This window comes from Rhodococcus sp. UNC23MFCrub1.1 (assembly GCF_000686025.1).
Taxonomy (GTDB): domain Bacteria; phylum Actinomycetota; class Actinomycetes; order Mycobacteriales; family Mycobacteriaceae; genus Rhodococcoides.
On record NZ_JMLQ01000009.1, the window covers coordinates 53862 to 80213 of the forward strand.

At 69.5% G+C, this 26352-nt stretch carries 31 protein-coding genes and 1 tRNA gene; 6 read left to right on the plus strand and 26 right to left on the minus strand.

What is annotated here, in order from left to right:
- Positions 1-79 precede the first annotated feature (79 nt).
- Both BR07_RS0118945 and BR07_RS0118950 read right to left on the minus strand, forming a co-directional pair.
- Entirely contained in the window at positions 80-1417 is a 1338-nt protein-coding gene (locus BR07_RS0118945) for an ABC transporter substrate-binding protein (RefSeq protein ID WP_027506772.1), read from the minus strand.
- A gap of 189 nt (positions 1418-1606) precedes the next feature.
- Positions 1607-2212 carry an ANTAR domain-containing response regulator gene (locus tag BR07_RS0118950; RefSeq protein WP_027506773.1) on the minus strand — a complete coding sequence of 202 codons (606 nt, stop codon included), beginning with the start codon at positions 2210-2212 and terminating at the stop codon, positions 1607-1609.
- Positions 2213-2361: 149 nt separating this feature from the next.
- Here BR07_RS0118950 and BR07_RS0118955 point away from each other — a divergent pair.
- Positions 2362-2438, plus strand: a tRNA-Leu gene (locus BR07_RS0118955).
- 21 nt (positions 2439-2459) lie between these two features.
- On the opposite strand, the gene BR07_RS0118960 is transcribed toward BR07_RS0118955, so the two are convergent.
- On the minus strand, positions 2460-2837 hold the full coding sequence (locus BR07_RS0118960; protein WP_027506774.1) for a hypothetical protein: 378 nt from the start codon (positions 2835-2837) through the stop codon (positions 2460-2462).
- A gap of 69 nt (positions 2838-2906) precedes the next feature.
- Here BR07_RS0118960 and BR07_RS0118965 point away from each other — a divergent pair, with 69 nt between their 5' ends.
- From BR07_RS0118965 to BR07_RS0118975, 3 genes are read left to right on the plus strand one after another with little or no spacing between them, the layout of a single operon-like run.
- The gene (locus tag BR07_RS0118965) at positions 2907-3365 is read left to right on the plus strand and encodes an anthrone oxygenase family protein (RefSeq protein WP_037186651.1); all 459 of its coding nucleotides are present in this window, start codon (positions 2907-2909) and stop codon (positions 3363-3365) included.
- Entirely contained in the window at positions 3362-3859 is a 498-nt protein-coding gene (locus BR07_RS0118970) for a DNA-deoxyinosine glycosylase (RefSeq protein WP_027506776.1), read from the plus strand. Before BR07_RS0118965 ends, BR07_RS0118970 begins: the two co-directional genes overlap by 4 nt.
- On the plus strand, positions 3856-4515 hold the full coding sequence (locus BR07_RS0118975) for a YoaK family protein (RefSeq protein ID WP_027506777.1): 660 nt from the start codon (positions 3856-3858) through the stop codon (positions 4513-4515). The genes BR07_RS0118970 and BR07_RS0118975 overlap by 4 nt, the downstream gene beginning before the upstream one ends.
- A 9-nt stretch (positions 4516-4524) precedes the next feature.
- On the opposite strand, the gene BR07_RS25485 is transcribed toward BR07_RS0118975, so the two are convergent.
- Positions 4525-4890: a helix-turn-helix domain-containing protein gene (locus BR07_RS25485; RefSeq protein WP_081821418.1), complete on the minus strand. Its 366-nt coding sequence runs from the start codon at positions 4888-4890 to the stop codon at positions 4525-4527.
- Positions 4891-5018: 128 nt separating this feature from the next.
- Here BR07_RS25485 and BR07_RS0118985 point away from each other — a divergent pair, with 128 nt between their 5' ends.
- On the plus strand, positions 5019-5267 hold the full coding sequence (locus BR07_RS0118985; protein WP_027506778.1) for a helix-turn-helix transcriptional regulator: 249 nt from the start codon (positions 5019-5021) through the stop codon (positions 5265-5267).
- On the opposite strand, the gene BR07_RS0118990 is transcribed toward BR07_RS0118985, so the two are convergent.
- The 9 genes from BR07_RS0118990 to BR07_RS0119030 all read right to left on the minus strand — a co-directional run bounded on the left by BR07_RS0118990 (position 5242) and on the right by BR07_RS0119030 (position 14669).
- The gene (locus BR07_RS0118990) at positions 5242-6117 is read right to left on the minus strand and encodes an acyl-CoA thioesterase (protein ID WP_027506779.1); all 876 of its coding nucleotides are present in this window, start codon (positions 6115-6117) and stop codon (positions 5242-5244) included. The two genes, BR07_RS0118985 and BR07_RS0118990, sit on opposite strands and share 26 nt — an antisense overlap.
- A 60-nt stretch (positions 6118-6177) precedes the next feature.
- Positions 6178-7596, minus strand: a complete 1419-nt coding sequence (gene pyk, locus BR07_RS0118995) for a pyruvate kinase (protein ID WP_027506780.1) — start codon at positions 7594-7596, stop codon at positions 6178-6180.
- 99 nt (positions 7597-7695) lie between these two features.
- On the minus strand, positions 7696-8421 hold the full coding sequence (locus tag BR07_RS25490; protein ID WP_051613589.1) for a TM2 domain-containing protein: 726 nt from the start codon (positions 8419-8421) through the stop codon (positions 7696-7698).
- Positions 8399-9409, minus strand: coding sequence for a prolipoprotein diacylglyceryl transferase (gene lgt, locus BR07_RS0119005; protein ID WP_027506781.1), 1011 nt, complete (start codon positions 9407-9409; stop codon positions 8399-8401). Before lgt ends, BR07_RS25490 begins: the two co-directional genes overlap by 23 nt.
- On the minus strand, positions 9409-10212 hold the full coding sequence (gene trpA / locus BR07_RS0119010) for a tryptophan synthase subunit alpha (protein WP_027506782.1): 804 nt from the start codon (positions 10210-10212) through the stop codon (positions 9409-9411). Before trpA ends, lgt begins: the two co-directional genes overlap by 1 nt.
- A 20-nt stretch (positions 10213-10232) precedes the next feature.
- Complete coding sequence (trpB, locus tag BR07_RS0119015; RefSeq protein ID WP_027506783.1) at positions 10233-11492, minus strand: tryptophan synthase subunit beta; 1260 nt, start codon at positions 11490-11492, stop codon at positions 10233-10235.
- 55 nt (positions 11493-11547) lie between these two features.
- Positions 11548-12357 carry an indole-3-glycerol phosphate synthase TrpC gene (gene trpC, locus BR07_RS0119020; protein ID WP_027506784.1) on the minus strand — a complete coding sequence of 270 codons (810 nt, stop codon included), beginning with the start codon at positions 12355-12357 and terminating at the stop codon, positions 11548-11550.
- Between the two features lie 114 nt (positions 12358-12471).
- Positions 12472-13131: a TIGR02234 family membrane protein gene (locus BR07_RS0119025; protein ID WP_027506785.1), complete on the minus strand. Its 660-nt coding sequence runs from the start codon at positions 13129-13131 to the stop codon at positions 12472-12474.
- Complete coding sequence (locus BR07_RS0119030) at positions 13128-14669, minus strand: anthranilate synthase component I (RefSeq protein WP_231476445.1); 1542 nt, start codon at positions 14667-14669, stop codon at positions 13128-13130. Before BR07_RS0119030 ends, BR07_RS0119025 begins: the two co-directional genes overlap by 4 nt.
- 140 nt (positions 14670-14809) lie before the next feature.
- On the opposite strand from BR07_RS0119030, the gene BR07_RS0119035 reads away from it, so the two are divergent.
- A complete protein-coding gene (locus BR07_RS0119035; RefSeq protein WP_037186814.1) occupies positions 14810-15316 on the plus strand; it encodes a MarR family winged helix-turn-helix transcriptional regulator in 507 nt (168 codons plus the stop codon).
- A gap of 10 nt (positions 15317-15326) precedes the next feature.
- Here BR07_RS0119035 and hisI read toward each other — a convergent pair whose 3' ends face one another.
- The 13 genes from hisI to nadA all read right to left on the minus strand — a co-directional run bounded on the left by hisI (position 15327) and on the right by nadA (position 26277).
- A complete protein-coding gene (hisI, locus tag BR07_RS0119040) occupies positions 15327-15689 on the minus strand; it encodes a phosphoribosyl-AMP cyclohydrolase (protein ID WP_027506788.1) in 363 nt (120 codons plus the stop codon).
- Positions 15686-16459, minus strand: a complete 774-nt coding sequence (gene hisF, locus BR07_RS0119045; protein WP_027506789.1) for an imidazole glycerol phosphate synthase subunit HisF — start codon at positions 16457-16459, stop codon at positions 15686-15688. The genes hisI and hisF overlap by 4 nt, the downstream gene beginning before the upstream one ends.
- Entirely contained in the window at positions 16456-17301 is an 846-nt protein-coding gene (locus tag BR07_RS0119050) for an inositol monophosphatase family protein (RefSeq protein ID WP_037186663.1), read from the minus strand. Before BR07_RS0119050 ends, hisF begins: the two co-directional genes overlap by 4 nt.
- Positions 17298-18050, minus strand: coding sequence for a bifunctional 1-(5-phosphoribosyl)-5-((5-phosphoribosylamino)methylideneamino)imidazole-4-carboxamide isomerase/phosphoribosylanthranilate isomerase PriA (priA, locus tag BR07_RS0119055; RefSeq protein WP_037186668.1), 753 nt, complete (start codon positions 18048-18050; stop codon positions 17298-17300). The genes BR07_RS0119050 and priA overlap by 4 nt, the downstream gene beginning before the upstream one ends.
- A 52-nt stretch (positions 18051-18102) precedes the next feature.
- Entirely contained in the window at positions 18103-18342 is a 240-nt protein-coding gene (locus tag BR07_RS0119060; protein ID WP_027506792.1) for a hypothetical protein, read from the minus strand.
- On the minus strand, positions 18339-18977 hold the full coding sequence (gene hisH / locus BR07_RS0119065) for an imidazole glycerol phosphate synthase subunit HisH (protein WP_027506793.1): 639 nt from the start codon (positions 18975-18977) through the stop codon (positions 18339-18341). Before hisH ends, BR07_RS0119060 begins: the two co-directional genes overlap by 4 nt.
- A complete protein-coding gene (gene hisB / locus BR07_RS0119070) occupies positions 18974-19591 on the minus strand; it encodes an imidazoleglycerol-phosphate dehydratase HisB (RefSeq protein WP_027506794.1) in 618 nt (205 codons plus the stop codon). The genes hisH and hisB overlap by 4 nt, the downstream gene beginning before the upstream one ends.
- Positions 19592-19625: 34 nt before the next feature.
- Entirely contained in the window at positions 19626-20762 is a 1137-nt protein-coding gene (locus tag BR07_RS0119075; protein WP_027506795.1) for a histidinol-phosphate transaminase, read from the minus strand.
- On the minus strand, positions 20759-22096 hold the full coding sequence (gene hisD, locus BR07_RS0119080) for a histidinol dehydrogenase (RefSeq protein WP_027506796.1): 1338 nt from the start codon (positions 22094-22096) through the stop codon (positions 20759-20761). The genes BR07_RS0119075 and hisD overlap by 4 nt, the downstream gene beginning before the upstream one ends.
- Positions 22097-22231: 135 nt before the next feature.
- The gene (locus BR07_RS0119085) at positions 22232-22699 is read right to left on the minus strand and encodes an SRPBCC family protein (RefSeq protein WP_027506797.1); all 468 of its coding nucleotides are present in this window, start codon (positions 22697-22699) and stop codon (positions 22232-22234) included.
- A 37-nt stretch (positions 22700-22736) separates the two neighbouring features.
- Positions 22737-23606 (minus strand): carboxylating nicotinate-nucleotide diphosphorylase, encoded by an 870-nt coding sequence (nadC, locus tag BR07_RS0119090; RefSeq protein ID WP_027506798.1) that lies wholly within the window; start codon positions 23604-23606, stop codon positions 22737-22739.
- Complete coding sequence (locus BR07_RS25495) at positions 23603-25243, minus strand: L-aspartate oxidase (RefSeq protein WP_051613591.1); 1641 nt, start codon at positions 25241-25243, stop codon at positions 23603-23605. Before BR07_RS25495 ends, nadC begins: the two co-directional genes overlap by 4 nt.
- Complete coding sequence (gene nadA, locus BR07_RS0119100) at positions 25240-26277, minus strand: quinolinate synthase NadA (protein ID WP_027506799.1); 1038 nt, start codon at positions 26275-26277, stop codon at positions 25240-25242. The genes BR07_RS25495 and nadA overlap by 4 nt, the downstream gene beginning before the upstream one ends.
- Positions 26278-26352: the final 75 nt, after the last annotated feature.

Here is a 26352-nt window from a genome sequence, read left to right on the forward strand (position 1 = left end):
CGGGAGGAGCAGCCGAGCCTCACGACAGCAGAACGGGCCCGACTCCAGTGGAGGCGGGCCCGTTCCGGGCTACTGCAGATCAGCCGCCGACGACGATGTAGTCCTCGGTGGTGAGCTTGTTGTCCGGTCCGAAGACCAGCTTGCCGTACGAGCCGACGGACGGCTCGCCGCCGTCGGTGAACGCGAGCTCACCGGTGACACCGTCGTAGTCGATGTCGGTTCCGGCCTTCACCAGCGGCAGGCACTCCTGGAACGTGGTGCACTTCGTTCCGTCCTTGGTGACGGAGTTGATGTTCGCCGCGATGTCGACACCCGCGGTGGACTTCGCCTGCTCCGCGGCCAGGGCGGAGATCACGACGGCGTCGTAGGACTCACCGGCGTAATTGAAGTCGACCAGAGCCGGGTTGACGGCCTTGAGACGGTCCTGGAAACCGGCGCCCACGTCGGTGAGCGGCGTGGTGCCACGCATGGTGTCGAGCAGGCCGGGTCCGACCGACTCGCCGAGGGCGTTGCCCATGTTGCCGTCGACGCCGTAGACGGCGGTGCCGTCCGACGGTCCGATGCCGATCTCGTGCATACGGGTGATGATCTTCGCCGACTCCTCGAAGCCGATGATGGCGACGGCGTCCGGGTTGAAGTTCTTCACCTGGTCCACCTCGGCGTTGAACGACTGCGCGTTGGGGTCGTAGATGATCTTCTGGATCTGGTCGGACGCGATGCCGGCGTCCTCGAGGTTGGTGACAGTGTTGCTCGCCAGGCCCGTACCGTACGGGTCGTTGAGCGCGAGAATGGAGACGCGCTGGCCGCCGTCCTCGGCGATGAGCTGCGAGAGCGCCTGTGCCTGAAGCACATCGGTCGGTGCCGTGCGGAAGTACTGGCCCTTGTCCGCGTAGCAGACGAACTGGTCGGAGGTGTTGGCCGGCGAGATCTGCACGACGCCGGCGCTGGCGATCTTGTCGATGACCTTGAGGGACACCGAGGACGACGCTGCACCCAGGATGACACTGACGCCGGCCGCGAGCTCGCGGTCGACGGTGCTGTTCGCGGTGTCCGTGGTGGTGTCGCCCGAGTCGCCGGGGATGAGCTCCATCGGCTGGTCGAGAACGCCACCGGCGCCGTTGACGTCGTTGACGGCGAGCTGCACGCCGGCGACCTCGGGCGGGCCGAGGAAGGCGAGGCTACCGGTCTCGGGAAGCAGTGTGCCGAGCTTGAGCGGAGTGGTCACCGGCGTCGCGCCGGCAGTTGCCTGCTCGGGTGTGCAGTCGGTGTCCACGGTGGCCTCCGCAGCTGCGGAAGAGCCGCCGGCAGCGCTGGTTTCGCTGCCGGAACTCGAATCGTCGCTCGAGGAACAGCCGAACAGGGCGAGCGAAGCGACGCTCACCACCGCAGCCGTCCGAACGATGGTTCGTCTTGCCATCTGTCGTCTCCTAGAAATATGTGCGTCACGCACCCGATACCGTGACGCTCGTGAAGGAGAACCTATCGCTCCCCGACGGTTCGCGACCCGTGGAACAAGCCCTGTGACCTTACTGTGACGTCTACGCAGCCAGTTTTAACGCAGCCGTAGCCTGGCACAGTCTTCGAGGCCGGATCACGGCACTCGGTGTCACGCGACGGGGGCGTCTCCGAGCGTCTCGATGACGACGGAGGCGACCGCTTTCATGGTGGTGCGGCGGTCCATCGCGGCCCGCTGGATCCACGTGAAGGCCTCCGGCTCGGAGAGCGACTGGGACGTCATCAGCAGACCCTTGGCGCGCTCGATGAGTTTGCGCGTGTCGAGGCGGTCGTGGAGATCCGCGATCTCGGTCTCCAGCGCGGAGATCTCGGTGAACCGGCTGGCGGCCAGTTCCACGGCGGGCACCAGGTCCGCCTTCGTGAAGGGCTTCACCAGATACGCCATGGCGCCGGCGTCGCGGGCCCTCTCGACGAGTTCGCGCTGGCTGAAGGCCGTCAGGATCACGACCGGAGCCAACCGAGCCGCGGCGATCTCGGAGGCCGCGTCGATACCGTCTCGACGCGGCATCTTCACGTCCATGATCACCAGATCCGGAACCAGGGCGCGGACGAGGTCCACCGCTTCCTGACCGTCCGCGGCCTCGCCGACGACGTCGTACCCCTCCTCGCGCAACATCTCCACGAGGTCCAGCCGAATGAGTGACTCGTCCTCCGCGACCACCACACGACGTGGCTGCGACGGTGCCGGTGTGTTCACGCTGACTCGCCCTCCCTCGATGCACTGCTCCCCCGCGGCGGCGCCGTTCTCGACGCTGCGCCCGGGCCGTCGTCAGGGTACCGGTGCACCGCATCCGGCACCGATCTTCTACACTCGGTGACCGCACCAGCTCGCCCCGCGAGCGGTTCGCCCTCGTATCCCAATTGGCAGAGGAAACGGATTCAAAACCCGTGCAGTGTGAGTTCGAGTCTCACCGAGGGCACCAGTACATCTCCCCCGCAGCCGCTCAGGCCATCGATCGAACGTCCAGCGAGAGCGCGAATCCCGGATCGGCCGCCCCCGTCGTCAGGCGCAGCACGTGGCGCCCCACCCGTCGGCATGCGAAGGAGATCGGGAACGCCACAGCCTGCTGCTCCCCCTCGAGGTGACCGGCGACGGGCAGTTCGAACACGTGCAGAGGCTCGTCCTCGCCGTCCGTGATCTCCACCCGTACCCGCTCACCCGACACGTCGTCGGGGCCGCGCTGCAGCAGGACCACCAGGTAGGCCTCGACGGGCTGCGCGAGGGACGGGAGCACACACCAGTCCCAGATGCCGCCGAGCACGTCGAGCTTCTGGTCCGACTGGCGCGCGTAGTCGGCGAAGAAGGCACTCGTGACGATCATCGGACGACCCCGGTGGGCACCGTGATCTGATGGGACGACAGAACCGCCGCATCATCGAAAGGCTCCGTCGTGTCCGTTCTGCTCTCCGCCGCCGTCGTCGCGGCGGGTGTCGGTTCCGCTGCGGTGGCCGGCGTCCTGCTGGCCTTCTCCATCGCCGTGATGCCGGCGCTGGGCGTACAGCCCGCGTCCGCCGCCACGGCGGTGATGACGCGCGTGAACGTGGTCATCGTCGCTCCCGTCTTCATGGTCCTGCTGTTCGGTACCGCGGCGGCATCGGTCCTCGCCGCCGTCACCGCGTTCCTCGAGCCTGGCACACCCGCCGTTCTCGTCGCAGCGGCGGCGGCGCTCTACGTCGCGGGCTGCCTCGGCGTGACCGTCGCCGTCAACGTGCCGCTCAACGATCGGCTCGCTGCCGCGGAGGACGTGTGGCCCGAGTACCTCACTCGGTGGACCCGGTGGAACCACGTCCGCGTGGTCGCAGGACTGGGTGCGTCGGTGCTGTTCGTCGTCGCCGGTGTCGCAGCATGACGGTGGTGCACGGCTTCGCCCCGCTCGTCGGCGACTCGCCGCACACGCTGGTGCTCGGTTCCATGCCGGGGGTCGCGTCGCTGACGGCCGAGCAGTACTACGCCCATCCTCGGAATGCGTTCTGGCCCATCATGACTCACCTCTTCCACCTACCCGGGGATGCCGGGTACGCGGAACGCGTGCGCGCACTCACGGCCGCGGGCGTCGCGGTGTGGGACGTTCTCGAACTGTGCACTCGCGAGGGCAGTCTCGACTCGGCCATCGAGAGCGACACCGTGGTGCCGAACGACATCGACGCGCTGCTCACGGCACACCCCACCCTGGACCGCATCGTGTTCAACGGCGCCGCGGCGGCACGGCTGTTCGCTCGCCACGTGGCGCTGTCCCGGCCCGTCGAGACGTTCCGGCTGCCGTCCACCAGCCCTGCCCATGCCGCCCTGAGCACGGCGGCGAAGGTCGACGCCTGGCGCATCGTCGCGAGGGACGACCGGTGACCGCGACCGCCTCGAGTCTGCGCTTCGCGCTCCTCGTCACCGCCGCGAGCGGGTTCCTCGATGCCTACACCTACGTCAGCCGAGGCGGCGTCTTCGCCAACGCGCAGACGGGCAACGTCATCTTCCTGGCGATCGAGGTGTCGCGGACGCACTGGCGGGACGCGGCCCAACACCTGTGGCCGATCCTCGCGTTCGTGGTCGGTGTCTCGATCGCCAACGTCATCAAGACGGGACGGGCCGAACGCCGAGTGCACCGGCCGATCCGGTGGTCCATCGCGGCGCAGGCAGCCATTCTCGCCGTGGTGGGCTTCGTACCTGCCACGGTGCCGAATGCACTGGTCACCGTGCCGATCTCGTTCATCAACGCGCTGCAGATCGCCCTGTTCCGGAACATCGGCGACCTCAACTACATCGCGATCGCGATGACCGGGAATCTGATGCGCGTGACCGAGGCCGGCTTCGCTGCGATCGTCGACCGCGACTCCGCCGGCCGACGGGCGTTCGGTGTCTACAGCGCCGTGATCGCCGTGTTCGTCCTCGGCGCACTCGCCGGCGCCGCCGCGACCGGGTCCGTCGGCGTCCGCGCCGCGTGGATACCGGCCGCGGTGTTGGCGGCGACGCTCGCGATCTTCGTCATCGACGAGCGCACGCCCTGAACACCCCGGTCAGTCGTGGCTCACCGGTGACCCCGATGCGGCCATGCCCCGCGCCAGCTCGAGTCGACGTCGGACGGCCGTGATCAACTCGTCGTCCGTCAGCGCGGCGGCGCTGGCGGCCAACTCGATCGACGCGTCGACTTCTCGAGGCTCGAGGTAGCGCGCGACGACGAGCGCCTCCACCGGATTCCGACCGAAGTGCCGTGCGACCGCGATCACGCGATCCGCACTCGGCGTGTTCTTCCCCAGTTTCCATCTCGAGACCGACGCGGGGTCCACCCCTGCAGCCCGCGCGATCTCCACTTGTGATGCTCTGTCTGTGACGCGGTTCAGATACTCCCACCACGTCTCCCCCACCCCGGACGTCTGATCCATGGCGCGAACACTACTGACACGGACGCAAGTTCACGCGCAGTGTGTCGATTGCCCGCCCGCCAGTGCATGTGTACCTTTCGTCTCGTGCGCGCAACGAGCGCGACACGATCGATCACCGGGGGGAATCGATGGCGAATCTCGAACTGGACCGCGACGGGCTGGAACGACTACGGCGCTTCGCTCACATCACGACCGACGGGCAACTGGCCGAACGCATCGGGGTCGACCCGGCCACGGTCTCCCGCATTCTCAGCGGGAAGTGCGCGCCCGGAACGAAATTCATCGCCGGCCTGCTCTCGGAGTTCGGGACCGACCGCTTCGACGACGTCTTCGTGGTGACCGACGACCGCGTCATCGTGCCGGGAAATGGCGGATGAGCCCTTCCTGCACTACAGTCGCCACCAATTCTCCTCCGCGCGAGAAGAATCGGCCGGTGGCCAGTCCGCGGGACCCCGCGGCGACCGGCGACTCGGTGGCGTAGAGCATCCACTCGTCGAAGCGGAACGGACGGTGGAACCAGATGGAATGGTTCACCGTCGCGGCCACGATGCGGTCGAAACCCCAGGAGAGACCGTGTGTGGTGATGATCGAGTCGAGCACCGTCGTGTCCGACGCGTATCCCATCGTGGCGACGTGCAGAGCGGGATCGTCGGGCAGCGGACCGTCGGACTTCATCCATACCCTGTTGTGGTTCGACCGTTCTCCGGTGCCCTTCATGATCCAGGCCGGATCATTGGCGTACCGCATGTCGATCGGCTTCAGCGCGTCCACGAACATCTTCAGACGGTCCTCGTACCCGTCGAAATGGTTGCCCAGCGGCGGCAGCGATTCCGGGTACTCCACCTCGGGCCACTCGACGCTGTGCTCGAGGCCGCCGCGCGAGTCCTGGTAGGCGGCGAGCATGACGAACAGCTCCTCGTCACCCTGGTAAGCCGTCACCTGACGGTTGGCGAAGGCGCGGCCGTCACGATGACGTTCCACGCGGAAAGTGATGTCTCGCTTGACATCTCCGCCGCGAATGAAGTGTGCGTTGATGGCGTGGATCGGCCTCGCCCCGCTGACGGTGCGGCCGGCCGCGACCAGCGCCTGGGCGACCAGCTGTCCGCCGAACGTTCTGCTCCCGACCTCTGCCGGGTGACGGCCGACGTAGGTGTTCTCGTCGACCTCCGTGAGGTCGAGGATGTCCAGCAACACGTCGAGGTCGCGTGAGCGCCCCGCCGTGGCGATCGGCGCGTCCCCCCGACGCGCCGATTCCGGTCTGTCGACCGTTCCCCCCAGTTCGGTCACTTACCGGTCCTCTTCTCCGATTCGGTGCACGTGGATCAAGTTGGTGGAGCCTACAGTGCCGGGAGGCGCACCGGCGACGATCACGACCTGGTCGCCGCGGTGATAACGGTCGAGCTCGAGCAACGACTTGTCGACCTCACGCACCATGCCGTCGGTGGTGTCGACGAACGGCACCAGGAACGTCTCGGTGCCCCAGGTCAGAGCGAGCTGACTGCGCACCTCGGGGATGGACGTGAAGGCCAGCAGCGGCAGCCGCGAATGCAGACGCGCCATGCGCCGCACGGTGTCACCGGACTGCGTGAAGGCGACGAGAGCGCGTGCGTCGAGCCGCTCTCCGATGTCGCGAGCCGCGTAGGAGATGACGCCGCGCTTGGTGCGCGGAGTGTGGGTGAGCGCCGGAACCGCGTCGCCCTCCATCTCGACGGTCTCCACGATGCGTGCCATCGTGCGCACCGTCTCCATGACGAACTTGCCGACGGAGGTCTCGCCGGACAGCATGACGGCGTCGGTGCCGTCGAGCACCGCGTTCGCGACGTCGGACGCCTCCGCGCGGGTGGGACGCGAGTTCTCGATCATCGACTCGAGCATCTGCGTGGCGACGATGACAGGCTTGGCGTTGGCGCGCGCGATCTGGATGGCGCGCTTCTGCACCAGCGGCACCTGCTCGAGCGGGAGCTCGACACCGAGGTCACCACGCGCGACCATCACCGCGTCGAACGCGAGGACGATGGCCTCGAGGTTGTCGACCGCTTCCGGCTTCTCGATCTTGGCGATGACGGGGACCCGGCGGCCCACCCGGTCCATGATCGCGTGCACCAGCTCGACGTCGGCCGGCGACCGCACGAACGACAGTGCGATGAAGTCGACTCCCAGGGCCAGAGCGAACTCGAGATCCTCGGTGTCCTTGTCCGACATGGCGGGAACCGACACGTCCATGCCGGGGAGGGACACGCCCTTGTTGTTGCTGACGGGGCCGCCCTCGGTCACGCGGCAGAGGACGTCGTTGCCCTCGACACCGGTGACGACCAGACCGACCTTGCCGTCGTCGACGAGGAGGCGATCGCCTTCCTTGGCGTCCTGCGCGAGTTCCTTGTAGGTGGTGGAGACCCGATCGTGGGTGCCCTCGCACTCCTCGACCGTGATGCGGATCAGCTCACCGTTGGCCCAGGTGGTCTTGCCCTCCTTGAACCGGCCGAGCCGGATCTTCGGGCCCTGCAGGTCGGCGAGGATGCCCACGGCCTTCCCGGTGGCGTTCGACGCCGCACGCACCCGCTTGTAGTTCGCCTCGTGGTCGGGGTAGTCGCCGTGGCTGAAATTCAGCCGAGCCACATCCATTCCGCTCTCGACGAGTTCCTTGATTCTCTCGTCGGTGGCAGTCGCCGGTCCCAGGGTGCATACGATCTTCGTCCGTCGGGTCACGGGCGCAAGCCTAGTCCCCGCCGGACCCGATTCCTATCGACGACGCCGCTCTATGTCCTGACAATTGGGCTACTGGCCAGTAGTTAACCGGGAGGTCGTTCAGGGTTTGAGAAGTCGGCCGTTCCCGTCGCGGACCTTGCTCACGAGCATCACGATGCCGTCGACGAGGCACCACAGCCAGACGGCCGCGTAGAGCGGGATACCGATCAACGCGCCGATGATCGTCACGGTCAGCAGGACGCTCACGATGAACGACACGAGCTGCGCGACGCCGAGCACCGTCGAGCCGATGTAGAACCGGCCGATGCCGAGCGGCAGACCGAAGAGCAGCGGGGCCAACTGGAGAACACCTGCCGTCACCTTCGACTTGTCGCCGAACGGTTCACCCGTCCCCATGTCTCGACCGAACGGCGCCATCGGATCGACGCCGTGGCCGCCCGCGAACGGTGGCTGCCCGTACTGCGGCTGCTGACCGTACTGGGGCTGCCCGTACTGCGGCTGGGCGTACTGGGGCTGACCGTATTGGGGCTGGGCGTACGGGGTGTCCGCGGCCGGCCGTGCGGACCAGTCCGTCGACTCGGGCTCACGATTCCAGGAGCCGTACTCGCCGACCGGGTAGCCGAAGGCAGCCGTGTCACCGGCCGACGGTTCGGGGTACGTCCCGGGCGACGGGTAGGACGGGTAGGCGCCGGAACCCGGACCCTCGCCGAAACTGGCGTTGGTGTTCCACCCCGGACCGGGAGTGCTCCCGGTGACGTCGTCGGACCCCACGGGGTCCGAGCCGGTCGACTTCTTCGTCAGGTCAGGCTTGTCCGGATCGGTCACGTCCCTCGTCCTCACTCGTCGTCGGGGTGGTCACCTCGTCGGTGGATCGGTCCTCGTCCTTCGCCGGAGCATCGGCGTCCGCCTCGTCCGTCATCTCGCCGTCAGGCTCGACCTCGTCGGTCCGGGTGCGCAGCGTGGCCGGTTCCTCACGACCCTTGGGCGCGAGGACGACGTACGCCAGCGCGAGCAGGAAGACGATGCCGGAGGTGAACGAGTTGACGCGGATGCCGCCGATCAGCGTCGCGAAGTCGCTGCGCATCAGCTCGATGACGAAGCGTCCGGCGCAGTAGCCCGCGACGTACAGGGCGAAGATGCGGCCGTGTCCGAGGCGGAAGCGACGGTCGACCAGCACCAGGAGCACGACGACAACGACGTTCCACAACAGTTCGTAGAGGAACGTCGGATGCACGACCCGCTCGACGATTCCGGTGGAGACGCCGGCGAGGGAGTCGACCCGACCGTTGGCGTCGACGCGTTCGTAGATCTCGAGGCCCCACGGCAGGGTGGTGTCGCGTCCGTAGAGCTCCTGGTTGAAGTAGTTGCCGATGCGGCCGATGGCCTGCGCGAGGAGGATGCCCGGCGCGACGGCGTCGCCGAAGGCCGGGAGCGGTATCCCGCGTCGCCTGCAGGCGATCCACGCGCCGACACCACCCAGGAAGACGGCGCCCCAGATGCCGAGACCGCCCTGCCAGATCTTGAGGGCGTCGATCGGATTGCCACCCTCGCCGAAGTACGTCGGCGCGTCGGTGATGACGTGGTAGAGCCGACCGCCGATGAGACCGAACGGCACGGCCCACACGGCGACGTCGAGGACGGTCCCCTTGTCGCCGCCGCGGGCGACCCAGCGGCGGTCACCCCACACGATCGCGACGACGATGCCGACGATGATGAAGAAGGCGTACGCCCGCAGTGCGAGCGGCCCGACGTACCAGACGCCCTGCGGCGGACTGGGGATGTAGGCGAGCACGGCGGTGTTCGCCGCGAGCATCACGACGCGGCCTTCGCCGACCGCACGCCCTCGGCGAGTTCTGCGGTGAGCGCGGAGACGGCGCCGACACCCTGGTCGACGGCGGAGACGAGCGCGGATCCGACGATGACGGCGTCGGCGTACGCGGCGATCTCCGCGGCCTGGGCACCGGAACGCACCCCGAGGCCGATGCCGATGGGGATGTCGGAGTGCACGCGGATGCGGGACACCAGTGCGGGCGCGGCAGAGGACACCGCATCGCGGGCACCCGTCACGCCCATGGTCGACGCGGCGTAGACGAAACCGCTGCTCGACTGCACGGTGCGCGAGAGACGCTCCTCCGTCGACGACGGTGCGACGAGGAAGATGCGATCGAGCCCCTGCTCCTCGGAGGCGCCGAGCCAGTCGCCGGCCTCGTCGGGGATCAGGTCCGGCGTGATCATGCCGAGGCCGCCCGCCGACGCGAGATTCGCGGCGAACTCGGTCACGCCGTACTTCATGACCGGGTTCCAGTACGTCATGACGACGGCCTTGCCACCGGCGTCGGCGATGGCCTCGACCACGGTGAAGACGTCGCGGACGCGGGCGCCGTTGGCCAGGGCGCGCCCTGCGGCGGCCGCGATGGTGGGGCCGTCCATGACGGGATCGGAGTACGGGACGCCGACCTCGATGATGTCGCAGCCGCTGTCGACGAGCGCGCGCACGGCGTCGATCGACTCGGGCACCGTCGGGAACCCGGCGGGCAGGTAGCCGACGAGGGCCGCGCGGTGCTCACCGCGGGTGTGGTCGAAGACCGGGCCCAACCGCGACGGACCGGAGTGCACCGGGATGGGGGTGGGGGTGCTCACGTCACGTTGCCCTTCTCGTCCAGGATGCCGAACCACTTCGCGGCGGTGTCGACGTCCTTGTCTCCGCGACCGGAGAGGTTGACCAGGATCATGGCGCCGTCACCGAGTTCACGGCCGAGCTTCACGGCACCCGCGATGGCGTGCGCGGACTCGATCGCCGGGATGATGCCCTCGGTCTTGCACAGCAGAGTGAAGGCCTCCATGGCCTCCGTGTCGGTGATGGGTCGGTACTCGGCTCGCCCGATGTCGTTGAGGTACGAGTGCTCCGGTCCGACGCCCGGGTAGTCGAGCCCGGCGGAGATGGAGTGCGAGTCGATGGTCTGACCGTCCTCGTCCTGCAGAAGGTACGAGAAGGCGCCGTGAAGGGCGCCGGGCGAACCCGCACCGATGGTCGCGGCGTGGCGACCCGTCTCGATGCCGTCGCCGGCCGCCTCGTACCCGATCAGCCGGACGTCCGCGTCGTCGATGAAGGCGTGGAATATGCCGATGGCGTTCGACCCGCCGCCGACGCACGCGGCGATGGCGTCGGGAAGCCGGCCGTGATCGTGCAGCATCTGCGCGCGTGCCTCCATGCCGATGATGCGCTGGAAATCGCGGACCATCATGGGGAACGGGTGCGGTCCGGCGACCGTGCCGAAGCAGTAGTAGGTCTCGTCCGCGTTGGTCACCCAGTCGCGCAGCGCCTCGTTGATGGCGTCCTTGAGTGTGCGCGAGCCGGACGTCACCGCGACGACGTCGGAACCGAGGAGCTTCATCCGGGCGACGTTGAGGGCCTGACGCTCGGTGTCCACCTCGCCCATGTAGACGAGGCACTCGAGGCCGAGCAGCGCACAGGCCGTGGCCGTGGCTACGCCGTGCTGGCCGGCGCCCGTCTCGGCGATGACGCGGGTCTTGCCCATCCGTTTGGCGAGCAGCACCTGGCCCAGCACGTTGTTGATCTTGTGCGAACCGGTGTGGTTGAGGTCCTCGCGCTTGAGGAAGATGCGGGCCCCACCGGCCTGCTTCGACAGATTCGCCGCCTCGAAGATCGGCGACGGGCGACCGGTGTAGTCGCGCTGCAGACGATCGAGCTCGTCGAGGAAGTCTCGATCTCCGCGCGCCTTGGCGTACTCGGTGGTGACTTCCTCGATGACGCCCATGAGCGCCTCGGGCACGTAGCGGCCGCCGTACTTACCGAAGTGTCCGCCGAGGTCGGGGTCGTGATCGGTGCGATCGGTGATGCCGTCGCTCGAGTTCGGAAGATAGCTGGTAGTCACGGTGTCGAGTCTGCCCGATGACACACCGGGACGACGAGCCGGGTGGAGCCTGAAATCAGCGCGCAGGCTTCGGGCAGGAGGGGTGCGTTCCGGCCGCGACCAGGTCACGCACCGCGGACCGCGGGTCGCCGCTGGTGACCAGTCCCTCACCGACGAGAACCGCATCGGCACCCGCTCCGGCGTAGGCCAGGAGATCGGCGGTGCCGCGGACGCCGGACTCGGCGACCCGGATGATGTCCGACGGCAGGCCGGGCGCGATGCGGGAGAAGGTGTCCGGGTCGACGTCGAGCGTCTTGAGGTTGCGGGCGTTGACGCCGATGACCTTGGCGCCGGCCTCGAGCGCGCGGTCCGCTTCCTCCTCGGTGTGCACCTCGACCAGCGGGGTCATGCCGAGCGACTCGGTGCGGTCGAGCAGGGACGCGAGGGCGTCCTGCTCCAGAGCCGCGACGATCAGCAGAATCATGTCGGCGCCGTGGGCGCGAGCCTCGTGGATCTGGTACGGCCCGACGATGAAGTCCTTGCGCAGCACGGGGATCTCGACGGCGCGACGCACGGCGTCGAGATCGTCCAGCGATCCGCGGAAGCGGCGCTCCTCGGTGAGCACGCTGATGACGCGCGCTCCGCCCGACTCGTAGGCACCCGCGAGCACGGCGGGGTCCGGAATGTCGGCCAGCGCACCCTTGGAAGGGCTGGCGCGCTTGACCTCTGCGATGACGGCGATGCCCGGCTCGATGAGCGCGGCGGCGGCGTCGAGAGCCGGCCGCGCGGCGGCGGCGGCCTTCTTGACGGAGGCGAAGTCCACCACGGATTCACGGGCCTGCGTGTCGGCCCGTACACCGTCGAGGATCGAATCGAGAACGGTCATCGGTGTCCCCCGCGTCCTTCCGCCAGAGTGGTGAATGTCTGCTCGACATCGCAGTGGATGTGTGGCGCTGCTCATCCGGTGCGCTCAGAGTAGAGGCCGGAGTAACACCACCGACTAGCGGGTCTCACCGCCGCGGGGTCGGTCGTCGACACCGGTGGCGTCGTCGGTCACGGTCGGGTCGGCGCCGGAGTCCAGCGCGTCCCAGATGGCCCGCTCGCTCGGTTCCTCGTCGGCGTCCACGGCGGCAGACCGAACGTCCTGTTCGGCGCGCTCACGGCGCACCGCGGGACTGTCGTACCGGGCCGACAGGCCGGCCTTGGAGCGGGACGTGCGCGCGACCACGACGGCGGCGGCCAGCGCGAGCAGACCGCCCAGGAGCGCGAGTGCCGCGGGCGCGCGGCTCGCCTCCGCGGAGAGGACCTCGGCACGACCGGGTAGTTCCGCCAGCGCGCCGGCGCGCTCCGGATCCACGTCCGAGACGATCAACTGCACCGCGGGGACGGCGGCTCCCACACCGACGAGCGCGACGAGCACCGCGAGCAGTACCGTCCACCGTCCGCGGATCGCGAACAGGGCCGCCACCGCAGCGATGGCCGCGATGGCCAACGGCGTGGTCGCCGCGGCCCACGTACCCCCGACGAGCGAGGACGTCTGCTGCTCCCCCAGCCCGTCCGAGCTGACGACCCGGACCCAGGTCATCCGCGACGACGCCCACAGCGCCAGCGCCGCGAGAGCCAGGAGCAGCGCGGCGAGACCGACGCCCCCGCGTTTCACTCGGCGCCTCCGACGGTGGTCACCGTCTCCGCTGCGGCCACCGCGCTGAGCACCGCCATCGCCTTGTTGCGCGCCTCGGTGTCCTCGTACTCGGCGACCGAGTCGGCCACCACGCCGGCACCCGCCTGGACGTACGCGGTGCCGTTCTTGATGAGGGCGGAGCGGATGCAGATCGCCGTGTCGGCGTCGCCGTCGAAGTCGAGGTATCCGACGATGCCGCCGTAGACGCCGCGACGGGTCGGTTCGAGTTCCTCGATGAGCTCCATCGCCCGCACCTTGGGAGCGCCCGACAGCGTGCCCGCCGGGAAGCAGGCGCGGACGGCGTCGAGTGCGTGCCTGCCCTCGTCGAGCCGACCCGTCACCGTCGACACCAGGTGCATGACGTGGCTGTAGCGCTCGACGTGGCGGTACTCGGTGACCTTGACCGTACCCGGCTCGCAGACCCGCCCGAGATCGTTGCGTCCGAGGTCCACCAGCATGAGGTGCTCGGAGTTCTCCTTCTCGTCCACGAGGAGGTCCTTCTCGAGCAAGAGGTCGTCCTCCTCGGTGGCGCCGCGCCACCGGGTCCCGGCGATCGGGTGCGTCGTCGCGACACCGTCGGCGACCGTCACGAGGGACTCGGGGCTCGACCCGACGATCGAGAACGCGGTCTCGCCGTCCGCGCCGGGGACGTGCATCAGGTACATGTACGGGCTGGGATTGGAGCGTCGGAGCATGCGATAGACGTCGAGCGGCGTCGCGGTGGTCTCCATCTCGAAACGCTGGGACAGCACCACCTGGAACGCCTCGCCCGCCTCGATCTCCTCGACCAGGCGGTGCACGTCGGCGCCGAACCCCTCGGAGGTCCGCTGGCGCCGGAACTGCGGCTCGGGTCGCGAGAACGACGCCACCGTGGACTCCGCGGCGGACGACAGTGCGAGGGTCATGCGGTCGAGCCGTGCCACGGCGTCGTCGTACGCCTCGTCGACCCGCTCGTCGGTGCCGTTCCAGTTCACCGCGTTGGCGATGAGGGTGATCGCACCCTCGTGGTGGTCCACCGCGGCCAGATCGGTCGCGAGGAGCATCACCATCTCGGGGATCTGCAGATCGTCCTCGGTGAGGTCGGGCAGTCTCTCGATGTGGCGCACCGCGTCGTAGCCGAGATACCCCACCATCCCGCCGGTGAGCGGGGGCAGGTCCGGCAACCGTTCGGAGCGGAGCAGCTCGATGGTGGCTCCGAGTGCGTCCAGCGGATGGCCACCCGACGGGGCACCCGCCGGCGTCTCCCCCATCCACGCAGCCTCGCCGTCCACGACCGTGAGCGCACTGGGGCTGCCCGCACCGATGAACGACCACCGGGACCACGACCGCCCGTTCTCGGCGGATTCGAGCAGGAACGTGCCGGGCCGGTCACCGGCGAGCTTGCGGTACGCCGACAGCGGAGTCTCGGAGTCCGCGAGGACCTTGCGGACGACGGGGACCACGCGATGGACGGCGGCCAGTTGGCGGAACTGCTCCCGGGTGGTGGTTCCGGGTGCCGGGTCCTTCTGCGAATCCATGGGGGTCATCTTCCCGGGTGCCGTCCCGCCGGGTTCGGGAGGTGCCGAACGCGGTGGTCGCACGGGCGGTGGGACACTCGACAAGTCGGAAACCGAACTGGTCGGTCGTGATCCGGCACGAGGAGAGGAACGCGCACCCGATGACCGCGACACCGCCGTCCGAGACACTGCCGGACGAGATGCGCTGGCTCACACCGGCACAGCAGGACGCCTGGCGCGTGCTGGTCGCCTTCGTGACCCGGTTGCCCGCCGCACTGGACACTCAGTTGCAGCGTGACTCCGGACTGACGCACTTCGACTACTTCGTGCTGGCGACGCTGTCCGAGGCTCCGGATCGTCGGCTGCGCCTACGTGACCTCGCGGACTTCGCCAACGCGTCGCTGTCCCGGCTGTCGCACGTGATGACCAAGCTCGAGCGCGCCGGATGGGCCCGGCGGGAGAGCATCAGCGGCGGCCGCGGCTCCCACGCCGTTCTCACGGACGAGGGGTACGCGAAGGTGGTCGCCACGGCTCCCGGCCACGTCTCCACGGTGCGGTCACTCGTGTTCGACGGGCTGGACGACGAGCAGGTCGAGACGATGCGAGCGCTTGCCGAGGTCATGGTCACCAACCTCGACGCCGGCATCGCCCGCGACGGCGGTGGCTGACCGCCGGTACTCACGCGGTCGGGGGCTCGCTCAGCAACACGTCGGCGTCGAAGCACGAGTGATCACCGGTGTGGCACGCGCCGCCGGTCTGATCGACCGTCAGCAGGATCGTGTCACCGTCGCAGTCGAGGCGGACCTCGTGGACGTACTGTGCGTGTCCGGACGACTCGCCCTTGACCCAGTACTCCTGCCGTGACCGCGACCAGTACGTGCCCTTGCGCGTCGCGAGCGTCATGGCCAGGGCCGTGTCGTCCATCCACGCGACCATGAGCACGTCACCGGTGCCGCGTTCCTGCGCGACGGCGCACACCAGTCCGTCGTCGGTGCGCTTGAGACGGTCGGCGATCGCCGAATCGAGAACGGGGGCGCTCATCGAACCTCCACACCGTCCGCGCGCAGAGCGCCCTTGACGTCGCCGATGGTCATCTCGCCGAAGTGGAAGACGCTGGCCGCGAGAACGGCATCGGCACCCGCGGCCACGGCGGGCGCGAAGTGCTCGACGGCGCCGGCGCCGCCACTGGCGATGACCGGGACCCGGACGGCCGCGCGGACAGCGGTGATCATGGCGATGTCGAAGCCGGCCTTCGTGCCGTCCGCGTCCATCGAGTTGAGCAGGATCTCGCCCACCCCGAGTTCGGCCCCGCGGTGTGCCCACTCCACGGCGTCGACGCCGGTACCGCGGCGGCCGCCGTGCGTGGTCACCTCCCAACCGGACGCCGTCGGCGCCTCGCCCTCGGGCACCGTCCGGGCGTCGACCGACAGCACGATGCACTGCGATCCGAATCGAGAGCTCAACTCGCGCAACAACTCCGGTCGCGCGAGCGCTGCCGTGTTGACGGACACCTTGTCGGCGCCCGCTCGCAGGAGCGTGTCCACGTCCTGCACGGTGCGGACACCGCCGCCCACGGTGAGCGGAATGAACACCTGCTCCGCGGTGCGGGTCACCACGTCGAGCATCGTGGCGCGACCACCGGACGACGCGGTGACGTCGAGGAAAGTCAGCTCGTCGGCACCTTCGGCGTCGTACTTCGCGGCGAGCTCGACCGGGTCACCCGCATCGCGCAGATCGGCGAAGTTGACACCCTTGACGACGCGACCGGCATCGACGTCCAGGCACGGGATGACGCGTACGGCGACACTCATCTCCGGACTCCTTCCCGCGCGCGCGATGTCGGTGTGTACGTGGACGGCTCGCCGACTCCGGCGAGCACCTGCAGCAGTTCCTCGTGCACGCCGGGGGCTGCGGCGAGCACCGACGTCGAGGTCACCGTCCACGGCTCCCCCGCCAGATCGGTGACGATTCCGCCGGCGGCGCGGACCAGCATCGCTCCGGCGGCGTTGTCCCACGCATGGTGGCCGAACACGATCGACGCACCGAGTGTTCCCGCCGCGGTGTACGCGAGGTCCAGTCCGGTCGACCCGTGCATCCGGATGCGAGACGAGACGCGGCTGATGTCCGAGAGCACCTGTACCCGATAAGCGCCGGGCAACCGGCCGCGGCTGTCGATGTTGAACGCACCGAATCCGACGATGGAGGAGGCGAGTGCGGAGGTGGGCAGCGCGGGGAGCGCCTCCCCGTCCCGGTGCACGGGTCCGCCCTCCACCGCCCAGAAGCGTTGGCCGATCAGCGGAAGCCACGTCAGACCGATGACCGGGCGCCCGTCGACGAGCAGCGACAGCAGGGTGCCCGCCGTGGGCAGCCCGAACGAGTAGTTGAAGGTCCCGTCGATCGGATCGAGCACCCACACGGTGCCGGACTCGACGGGTGGCCCGCCGAACTCCTCGCCGTGCACGGGGATCTGGGTCTGCTCCTGCAGTTCCTCGACCAGCCGACGTTCGAGCTCGAGGTCGACCGCGGTGGCGAAGTCGTCCGGCCCCTTGGCCACGGCGCTGGGCGCGCCGGCGCCCGCGACGAACCGCTCGTGGGTGCCGTCGAGCAGGGTGCGCGCGGTGGCCGCGAGAGCGTCCAGGTCCACGGCGGTCACGTCGCCGACGATGCGCTGTCCGCGACGGCGGCGAGGGCCTCCGGCAGCGTGAAGCGGCCGGCGTAGAGGGCCTTGCCGACGATGGAACCCTCGACGCCCTTGTCGGTCAGCGTGGCGATGGCGACCAGATCCGCGACGGTGGACACTCCGCCGGACGCGATGACCGGCGCGTCGGTGACAGCGCAGACCTGTTCGAGCAGTTCGAGATTGGGGCCGGTCAGAGTGCCGTCCCGCGTGACGTCGGTGACCACGTACCGCGAGCACCCGTCGCGGTCGAGCCGCTCCAGCACCTCCCACAGATCGCCGCCGTCACTCACCCAGCCGCGACCGCGCAGGCGGTGCTCACCGTCGACGATGCGCACGTCCAGTCCCACGGCGACACGATCGCCGTACTCACCGATGGCGCGGCGGCACCACTCCGGATCCTCGAGTGCGGCGGTGCCGAGGTTTACGCGCGCGCAGCCCGTCGCGAGCGCTGCCCGCAGGCTCTCGTCGTCGCGGATGCCACCGGACAGCTCGACCTTCACGTCGAGTTCCCCCACCACGCTCGCGAGGAGGTCGCGGTTCGAACCGCGGCCGAAGGCGGCGTCCAGATCCACCAGATGCACCCACTCGGCGCCGTCGTTCTGCCAGGCCAGCGCGGCGTCGCGCGGAGAGCCGTAGGCGGTCTCGCTGCCTGCCTCTCCCTGCACGAGACGAACAGCTTGACCATCGGCGACATCGACTGCGGGGAGAAGTACCAGGCTCACGTTCGACGAGGTTACCGGCACGATCCGCGGCGACACCGGGCAGGGCGGCGCGTCAGTCGGACGGCTCGGACCCGTCGGGCTCCTCGCCGAAGGATCGGCGAACGGACGCCTTCGCCACCAGCGACGCGCAGACGCCCGTGGCGACGAGTCCGACGGCCACCACCAGCAGCCCCACCGGACCACTCGGCTGCAGCAGCCAGAGGACGAGGGTGGTCGCGGCGAGCATCAGGGTCGCCGCACCGAGGACGAGCCCGGTGTGGCGACCCAGTGAGAACTCGCGGGGCTCGCTCATCCGAGGGTGCGGAGCCAGTTCTCGAGCAGCGTGGCGCCGGCGTCGCCGGACTTCTCCGGGTGGAACTGTGTCGCGGAGAGAGGGCCGTTCTCCACCGCCGCGAGGAACTCGCCGCCGTGATCGGCCCACGTGAGAACCGGAGCGGCGAGCGACTCGCTCGGTGCCATCTCCCAGTCCTGCACGCCGTACGAGTGCACGAAGTAGAAGCGCGTGTCGGGGTCCATGCCCGCGAACAGCACCGAGTCCTCGCCCGGGCGCACCGTGTTCCAGCCCATGTGCGGGAGCACCTCGGCCTGCAGCTTCTCCACGGTGCCGGGCCACTGGCCGCAGCCGGTGGCGGGCACGTCGAACTCGACGCCGCGGTCGAACATGATCTGCATGCCGACGCAGATGCCGAGCACGGGGCGACCCCCGGCGAGCCGCTTGTCGACGAGCTCGTCGCCGCGCACCGACAGCAGACCGTCCATGCATGCGCCGAACGCGCCGACACCGGGCACGACCAGTCCGTCGGCCTGCAGCGCGACTCGGTGATCGGACGTCACCGTGACGTCGGCACCCACACGTTCGAGTGCGCGCTGCGCAGAGTGCAGATTCCCCGAACCGTAATCCAGCAGCGCGACAGACTTGCTGCTCACAAGCTTCCCTTCGTCGACGGCACTCCCGAGACCCGCGGATCGGGCTCGACGGCCGCGCGGAGGGCGCGAGCGACGGCCTTGAACTCGGCCTCGGTGATGTGGTGCTGGTCGCGTCCGTACAGCACCCGGACGTGCAGTGCGATACGCGCATTGGACGCGATCGACTCGAAGACGTGGCGGTTGATCACCGTCGAGTACGGCGCGCCCGGATACCCTGCGATGACGGCGTGCAGCATGTGCTCCGGTTCCCCGGTGTGCACGCAGTACGGCCGACCGGACACGTCGACCGAGGCGTGTGCCAGCGTCTCGTCCATCGGAATGAACGCGTCACCGAAACGGCGAATTCCCTTCTTGTCGCCGAGTGCCTGGCCCAGCGCCTGTCCGAGGACGATAGCGGTGTCCTCGACCGTGTGATGCGCCTCGATCTCGATGTCGCCCTTCGCGTGCACCGTGAGGTCGAAACTCGCGTGCGTCCCGAGCGCGGTGAGCATGTGGTCGAAGAACGGCACACCGGTGGACACGTCGACGATGCCGGTGCCGTCGAGATTCAGCTCCACCGTGATGGACGACTCCTTGGTGGTCCGCTCGATGCGCGCGATGCGGTTCGGGGTCATGATGCTGCTCACTGGTCGGATCCTCTGCTGGGGTTCAGGTGGCGGGGGCGGACGAGTGGACGACGTCCTCGGACAGGTCGGCGCTGACCTCGAGGAACCGGTCGTTCTCGGCCTCGGTGCCGATGGTGACGCGGAGATGCCCCGCGATGCCGACGTCGCGGATGAGCACACCCTGATCGAGGTACCGCGACCACACCGCGGGCGCATCGTCGAACAGGCCGAACAGCGCGAAGTTGGCGCTGCTGGGCACCACTCGGTAGCCCAGGACGGCGAGCCGGGCGACGACGCGATCACGCTCGGCCGCCAGCTCGGCCACCGAGGCTAGCGTGTCGTCGGCATGGCGCAGTGCGGCGCGCGCAGCAGCCTGCGTGAGCACCGACAGGTGGTACGGCAACCGCACCAGGAGCAGTGCGTCCACGACGGCCGGAGCGGCCACCAGGTACCCGAGTCGCCCACCCGCGAACGCGAAGGCCTTGCTCATGGTCCGGCTGACGACGACTCGGCTGGGGAACTCGTCGATGAGGTCGACCGCGCTGGGCGCCGCCGAGAACTCGCCGTACGCCTCGTCGACGACGAGGATCCCGGTGGTCGCGGAGGCGAGACGCCGGAGGTCGTCGAGCGAGAGACTGTGTCCCGTCGGGTTGTTGGGGCTCGTGACGAACACGACGTCCGGCGTCATCGACTCGATCGCGGCCACGGCCGCGTCGACGTCCAGCGAGAAGTCGTCACGCCGATGCAGATCGAGGAACTCGGTCTGGGTGCCCGCCGAGATGATGGGGTGCATCGAGTACGACGGCACGAATCCCAGCGCCGTGCGTCCCGGCCCCCCGAATGCCTGCAGCAACTGCTGCAGGATCTCGTTCGATCCGTTCGCGGCCCACAGGTTGTCGACGGTGACGGGCACCCCCGTACGGGCCGCCACGTACGCGGCGAGATCCGTGCGCAGTGCGACGGCGTCCCGATCGGGATAGCGGTGCAGCGACGCTGCTGCCTCCCGCACGGAGCGGGCGACGTCCTCCACGAGCGCTGCCGACGGTGGGTGCGGGTTCTCGTTGGTGTTGAGTTGCACCGGCACCTCGAGCTGCGGCGCACCGTACGGAGACTTCCCGACGAGCGAGTCGCGCAGCGGCAGGTCCGACAGTGCGGTCCCGGCGCCGGGCGCGGCCGTCACGATCGGCTCTCGAACCGCACGCGGACGGCATCACCGTGCGCCGGCAGATCCTCCGCGTTCGCGAGGGCGACGACGTGCTTCGCGACGCCGTCGAGAGCGTCGCGCGAGTAGTCGACGATGTGGATGCCGCGCAGGAAGGTCTGCACCGACAACCCGGACGAGTGACGGGCGCATCCGGCCGTCGGCAGGACGTGGTTCGACCCGGCGCAGTAGTCGCCGAGGCTCACCGGCGACCACGGTCCGACGAACACCGCTCCGGCGCTGCGGATGCGGCCCGCCACCTCGGAGGCGTTCTCGGTCTGGATCTCGAGGTGTTCCGCGGCGTAGGCGTCGACCGTGCGGATGCCGTCGGCCACCGTGTCCACCAGCACGATGCCCGACTGCTCACCGGACAGCGCCGTCGCGACGCGTTCGGAGTGCTTGGTGGTGAGCGTGCGCTCGGCGACCTCGCGCGTGACGGCGTCCGCCAGGGCGACCGAGGTGGTGACGAGCACGCTCGCCGCCAGCACGTCGTGTTCGGCCTGCGAGATCAGATCGGCGGCGACGTGCACCGGGTCGGCGGTGTCGTCGGCCAGGATGGCGATCTCGGTGGGCCCGGCCTCGGAGTCGATGCCCACCGCTCCACGGCACAACCGCTTCGCCGCGGTAACGTAGATGTTGCCCGGGCCGGTGATCATGTCCACGGGCTCGAGCGGCGCACCGTCGGTGTCCACGCCGCCGTAGGTGAGCAGTGCGACGCCCTGGGCACCGCCGACCGCCCAGACCTCGTCCACGCCGAGCAACGCTGCCGCCGCCAGGATGGTGGGGTGCGGGAGGCCGCCGAAGTCCGCCTGCGGCGGCGAGGCGACGACGAGGCTGCCGACGCCGGCGACCTGCGCGGGGACGACGTTCATGACGACGGACGACGGGTACACGGCGTTGCCGCCCGGTACGTACAGTCCGACTCGCTCGACCGGGACCCACTTCTCGGTGACGGTTCCACCGGGGACGACGGTCGTCACGGTCTCGGACCGACGCTGATCCTCGTGCACGATGCGCGACCGCTCGATGGACACCTCTAGTGCCGCCCGCACGTCGGGATCGAGCTGGTCCAGAGCCTTCTCGAGCTCGGCGGCCGGGACTCGCACGGAGTCGGGACGCACGCGGTCGAACGTCTCGCTGTACTCGAGCGCCGCGTCGGCGCCGCGCTCACGCACCGCCTCGACCACCGGGGTGACCAGATGCAGCACCGAGTTCACGTCCACTCCACCCCGTGGGAGAACCGCGCGCAGCTCGGCGGTGGACGGAGAGCTGCCGCGTAGATCCACGCGTCGCAACTCGGTGCGGGCAGTCATGGGTGATCCTCTCGGGTCGAGCAAGGGCGCGCCGGTCGGCGCACGTCTATTATCGCTCGAGCCCCGACCGGCGCCCCGAGGGGGACGATCCACCTGGTCCCACCGACCGGCCTCCGGCCTGCCCGCACCATGGTCTCAGGAGTAGCGGGCTGCCAGCTTCTCCAGCGTCTTCGTGATGCCGTTCGCGTTCTGTGCCGTCTGCTTGGTCACCTCGAGCATCTTCGGGATCTTCGCCGTTCCGTAGACGAACGATTCCGTCACCTCTGTGGACGAGGGGCCCACCGCGACGAACTCCCAGCGCCACTTGTGGCCCAGCGGGTGCTGCCACTCGATCACCTTGGTGTCCCCGGTATCGGTGAACTCCGTGACGGTGCTGGTGATGCGGTAGGGCACGCCGAACTGCTTCATGCCCACCGAGAACTTCGCTCCGCGCGAGAGCGTCGTCGGACCCTTCACCGTGTCCTTCACCGTTCCGGAGCCGTCCAGCTCGCCGTGCCGGTGCGGATCCGCCACCTGAGCGAAGAGGTCGTCGGCAGGGGCGTTCACGGTCACGCGGCGGGCGATGACGCGATCGCCGCGGTCCACAGTGCTCACAGATGTCATGTGCCGTCCTGTGCCCGGATCCCGCTCACGCGAAACGTCACTCGAAGTCGAGCCCCAGGTCGAGCACCGTCACGGAGTGGGTGAGCGCGCCGACCGCGAGGAAGTCCACACCGGTGCCCGCGTACTCGGCGGCCGAGTCCAGGGACAGACCGCCGGACGATTCGAGCTTCGTCGCGGGAGCTGCTCGATCCCTACGTTGCACCGCCATCTGCGTCTGCCACAGCGGGAAGTTGTCGAGCAGCACCAGGTCGACGCCCTCGGCCAGCACGTCGTCGAGCTGCTCGAGAGTGTCCACCTCGACCTCGCACGCGATGTCCGGCGCCGCGGCTCGGACGGCGCGCAGAGCCGCCACCACCGAGCCCGCGGCGACCACGTGGTTGTCCTTGATCAGTGCCGCGTCGCCGAGGCCCATGCGGTGGTTCTGCCCGCCGCCGGCACGCACGGCGTACTTCTGCAGCGCACGCAGCCCGGGCAATGTCTTGCGACTGTCCCGTACGACGCATCCCGTGCCGGACACCGCGTCGACCCACGCCGCGGTCGCGGTCGCGATGCCGGACAGGTGGCAGAGAATGTTGAGCATCGTCCGCTCCGCGGTGAGCAGGGCCCTGGTCGGTGCCTCCACCGACAGCACCACGTCACCCGGCTCGACCGGAGTGCCGTCGGCGATCCGGGAGAGCACGACGTGGTCGCCGATCACCTCATCGAGCACCGCAAGTGCGGCGTCGAGGCCCGCCACGACCCCGTGTGCCCGCGAGACGACCGCGGCACGGGTGCGCGCGCCCTCGGGCACCGTGGCGAGGCTCGTCACATCGGGCCCGTATCGGAGGTCCTCCTCCAGCGCGCGGCGCACGACGAGGAGGATCTCGTCTCGATCGACGGGCTCGAGAGCAGCGGCGGGTGTGGTCATGAGACTCCTATCGGGCCGACCTGGTCGGCGCTGCGGGCGTTCCGCACGATCGCGAGGCTGCCGTCGTCGGCCAGCCGGAAGAGGGTGCTGCGGCGCTGAGCGTCGTCGGACCGGGGGTGATCGGCGCGGGTGTGCGCACCCCGCGTCTCGGTGCGGGCGAGAGCTGCCGAGGCGGTCGCGGACGCCAGCAGTGTCAGTGCGGCGTCCTCGACGTCGTGGGTCGACGTGAGCTCGCGCGGAACAGCGGCTCCCACGATCGCCGCTGCCTCGCGCAGACCTGTGTCGTCGCGGACGACGCCGACGTGACGGGTCATCGCGGACTGGAGGACGTCCCTGTCGAGCCGGGGCGCCCGGTGTCGCGCACACGGATCACCGGACGTCAGGGAGCGGACGGACACCCGGTCTCGGGCGCTGCGAGCCACTCGGGTCCCCAGCACCACGCCCTCGAGCAGCGAGTTCGACGCGAGACGGTTCGCCCCGTGCAGTCCTGTGCGGGCCACCTCGCCCGCGGCGTGGAGCCCGGCGACGCAGGTGCGGCCGTACTCGTCGGTGACGACACCGCCGCATGCATAGTGCGCTGCGGGGGCCACCGGGATCGGCTGCTCCGTCGGGTCCACGTCCTGAGCGAGGCAGGCCGCGGTGACGGTGGGAAAACGGAGGGCCATGTCGGGCACGGACCGCGCGTCGAGAAAGACGTGATCGGCGCCGCTCTCGGCCAGCCGAGCGGCGATCGCCCGGGACACGACGTCGCGGGGAGCGAGATCACCCAGCGGGTGCACGCCCGCCATGATCGAGCGGCCGTCCGCGTCGACGAGACGCGCGCCCTCACCGCGGACCGCCTCGCTGACCAACGGGAGCCGCCCGCGGCCGCCGGGGCGGAACAGCACGGTCGGGTGGAACTGCACGAACTCGACGTCCGCCACGTCCGCGCCCGCCCGCAGTGCGAGAGCGAGGCCGTCGGCCGTGGCGCCGGACGGGTTCGTGCTGGCCGAGTACAGCATTCCGGTGCCACCGGTGGCGATCAGCACGGCGGGTGCGTGCACCACGCCGAGGTTCGCGTGGAGATCGTCCGGCGAGAGCGAGACGAGCACGCCCGCCACACCGCGGTCGCCGACCAGGACGTCGAGCACGGTCGCGCCGTTCACCGTCGCGGGCGCCGCGGACGACAGAGCGCGCTGGATCTCCCGCCCCGTGGCATCGCCGCCCGCGTGCACGATGCGGCCTACAGAGTGGCCGCCCTCACGGGTGCGGGCCATGGAGCCGTCCGCGCCGCTGTCGAACCGAGCACCGATGCCGGTGAGCACACTCAGCGCGTCGGCGCCGGCCCCGACGATCGAGCGCACCGCGGCCTCGTCGCACAGACCGGCGCCCGCGACGATCGTGTCGCGCACGTGGGCCTCGACGTCCTCGCCGATCGCGACGGCCATGCCGCCCTGGGCGTACTGCGTCGCCGTACCGGCCGCGTCCTTGCTCAGCACCAGCACGCTCAGCCCGGACCGGGTCGCCTCGATCGCCGCGGCGAGACCGGCGACTCCCCCGCCGACCACGACGAGATCGGCCGCGGCCTCCCAGCCCGGAGCGACACTCCCGCCCGGAGCGGCAGCGACACGTGCGCCCGGAGTGGCCGCAGTGGTCACTCGCCGCCGCCGGGCGAGCCGATGGCGATCATCCGCTCGACGGACGCGCGTGCGCGTTCGGCCGTCGCGACGTCGACGTGCACCTCGTCCTTGCCCTCCGTGAGGCACCGGAGCAGCGCCGCGGGGGTGATCATCTTCATGTACGGGCAGGACGCGCGGTCGTTCACGGCCTGGAAGTCGACACCGGGCGCCGCCTTGCGCAGCTGGTGCAGCATGCCGATCTCGGTGGCGACGAGAACCTGCTTCGCACCCGTGGTGCGCGCCGCGTCGAGCATGCCGCCGGTCGAGAGGATCTTGACGCGGTCCTCGGGCACGAATCCCTCGCCGGCGAGGTAGAGCGCGGACGTCGCGCAGCCGCACTCGGGGTGGACGTAGAGCTCGGCCTCGGGGTACGCCTGCGACCGTGCGGTGAGCTCGTCGCCGTTGATGCCGGCGTGGACGTGGCACTCACCGGCCCAGATGTGCATGTTGGTGCGACCGGTCTGCCGACGGACGTGGGCCCCGAGGAACTGGTCCGGCAGGAAGAGCACCTCGCGGTCCGGGTCGATGGACTGCACGACCTCGACCGCGTTGGACGAGGTGCAGCAGATGTCCGTCAGTCCCTTCACCTCGGCGGTCGTGTTCACGTACGACACGACGACGGCGTCCGGGTGCTCGGCCTTCCACTCACGCAGCTGGGCCGCGTCGATGGAGTCGGCGAGAGAGCAGCCCGCCCGCTCGTCGGGAATGAGGACCGTCTTGGACGGCGCGAGGATCTTGGCCGTCTCGGCCATGAAGTGCACGCCGCAGAAGACGATGGTCTCCTCCTGCGCCTCGGCGGCGATGCGCGAGAGCGCGAGCGAGTCGCCGACGTGGTGGGCGATGTCCTGGATGGCGGGCAGCTGATAGTTGTGTGCCAGGATCGTCGCGTTCTCCGCCTTTGCCAGGCGCAGGATCTCCTCGGCCCACTCCGGGCCGGCATCGACGCCGGCGTAGCCCGTCGGTCCGTCGAAGACCGCGGAGTTCCCGCCGAATCGCGTGGTGGTGATCGCCATGTCGTGCTCCTCGCGTGCGTCCAGCGCTCGCGTGCGCCGGTGCCGATCCGCCGGAATGGACCCGACGGGGTTTTC

Bases quoted from the DNA above. Each gene is read 5' to 3' on its own strand.
- BR07_RS0118945 (WP_027506772.1), bottom strand. From the start codon at position 1,417: ATGGCAAGACGAACCATCGTTCGGACGGCTGCGGTGGTGAGCGTCGCT.
- BR07_RS0118960 (WP_027506774.1), bottom strand. From the start codon at position 2,837: ATGATCGTCACGAGTGCCTTCTTCGCCGACTACGCGCGCCAGTCGGAC.
- BR07_RS0118970 (WP_027506776.1), top strand. From the start codon at position 3,362: ATGACGGTGGTGCACGGCTTCGCCCCGCTCGTCGGCGACTCGCCGCAC.
- BR07_RS25485 (WP_081821418.1), bottom strand. From the start codon at position 4,890: ATGGATCAGACGTCCGGGGTGGGGGAGACGTGGTGGGAGTATCTGAAC.
- BR07_RS0118985 (WP_027506778.1), top strand. From the start codon at position 5,019: ATGGCGAATCTCGAACTGGACCGCGACGGGCTGGAACGACTACGGCGC.
- lgt (WP_027506781.1), bottom strand. From the start codon at position 9,409: ATGCTCGCGGCGAACACCGCCGTGCTCGCCTACATCCCCAGTCCGCCG.
- trpC (WP_027506784.1), bottom strand. From the start codon at position 12,357: ATGACCGTTCTCGATTCGATCCTCGACGGTGTACGGGCCGACACGCAG.
- BR07_RS0119030 (WP_231476445.1), bottom strand. From the start codon at position 14,669: ATGGATTCGCAGAAGGACCCGGCACCCGGAACCACCACCCGGGAGCAG.
- BR07_RS0119035 (WP_037186814.1), top strand. From the start codon at position 14,810: ATGACCGCGACACCGCCGTCCGAGACACTGCCGGACGAGATGCGCTGG.
- hisI (WP_027506788.1), bottom strand. From the start codon at position 15,689: ATGAGCGCCCCCGTTCTCGATTCGGCGATCGCCGACCGTCTCAAGCGC.
- hisF (WP_027506789.1), bottom strand. From the start codon at position 16,459: ATGAGTGTCGCCGTACGCGTCATCCCGTGCCTGGACGTCGATGCCGGT.
- BR07_RS0119060 (WP_027506792.1), bottom strand. From the start codon at position 18,342: ATGAGCGAGCCCCGCGAGTTCTCACTGGGTCGCCACACCGGGCTCGTC.
- hisB (WP_027506794.1), bottom strand. From the start codon at position 19,591: ATGACCCCGAACCGCATCGCGCGCATCGAGCGGACCACCAAGGAGTCG.
- hisD (WP_027506796.1), bottom strand. From the start codon at position 22,096: ATGACTGCCCGCACCGAGTTGCGACGCGTGGATCTACGCGGCAGCTCT.
- BR07_RS0119085 (WP_027506797.1), bottom strand. From the start codon at position 22,699: ATGACATCTGTGAGCACTGTGGACCGCGGCGATCGCGTCATCGCCCGC.
- nadC (WP_027506798.1), bottom strand. From the start codon at position 23,606: ATGACCACACCCGCCGCTGCTCTCGAGCCCGTCGATCGAGACGAGATC.
- nadA (WP_027506799.1), bottom strand. From the start codon at position 26,277: ATGGCGATCACCACCACGCGATTCGGCGGGAACTCCGCGGTCTTCGAC.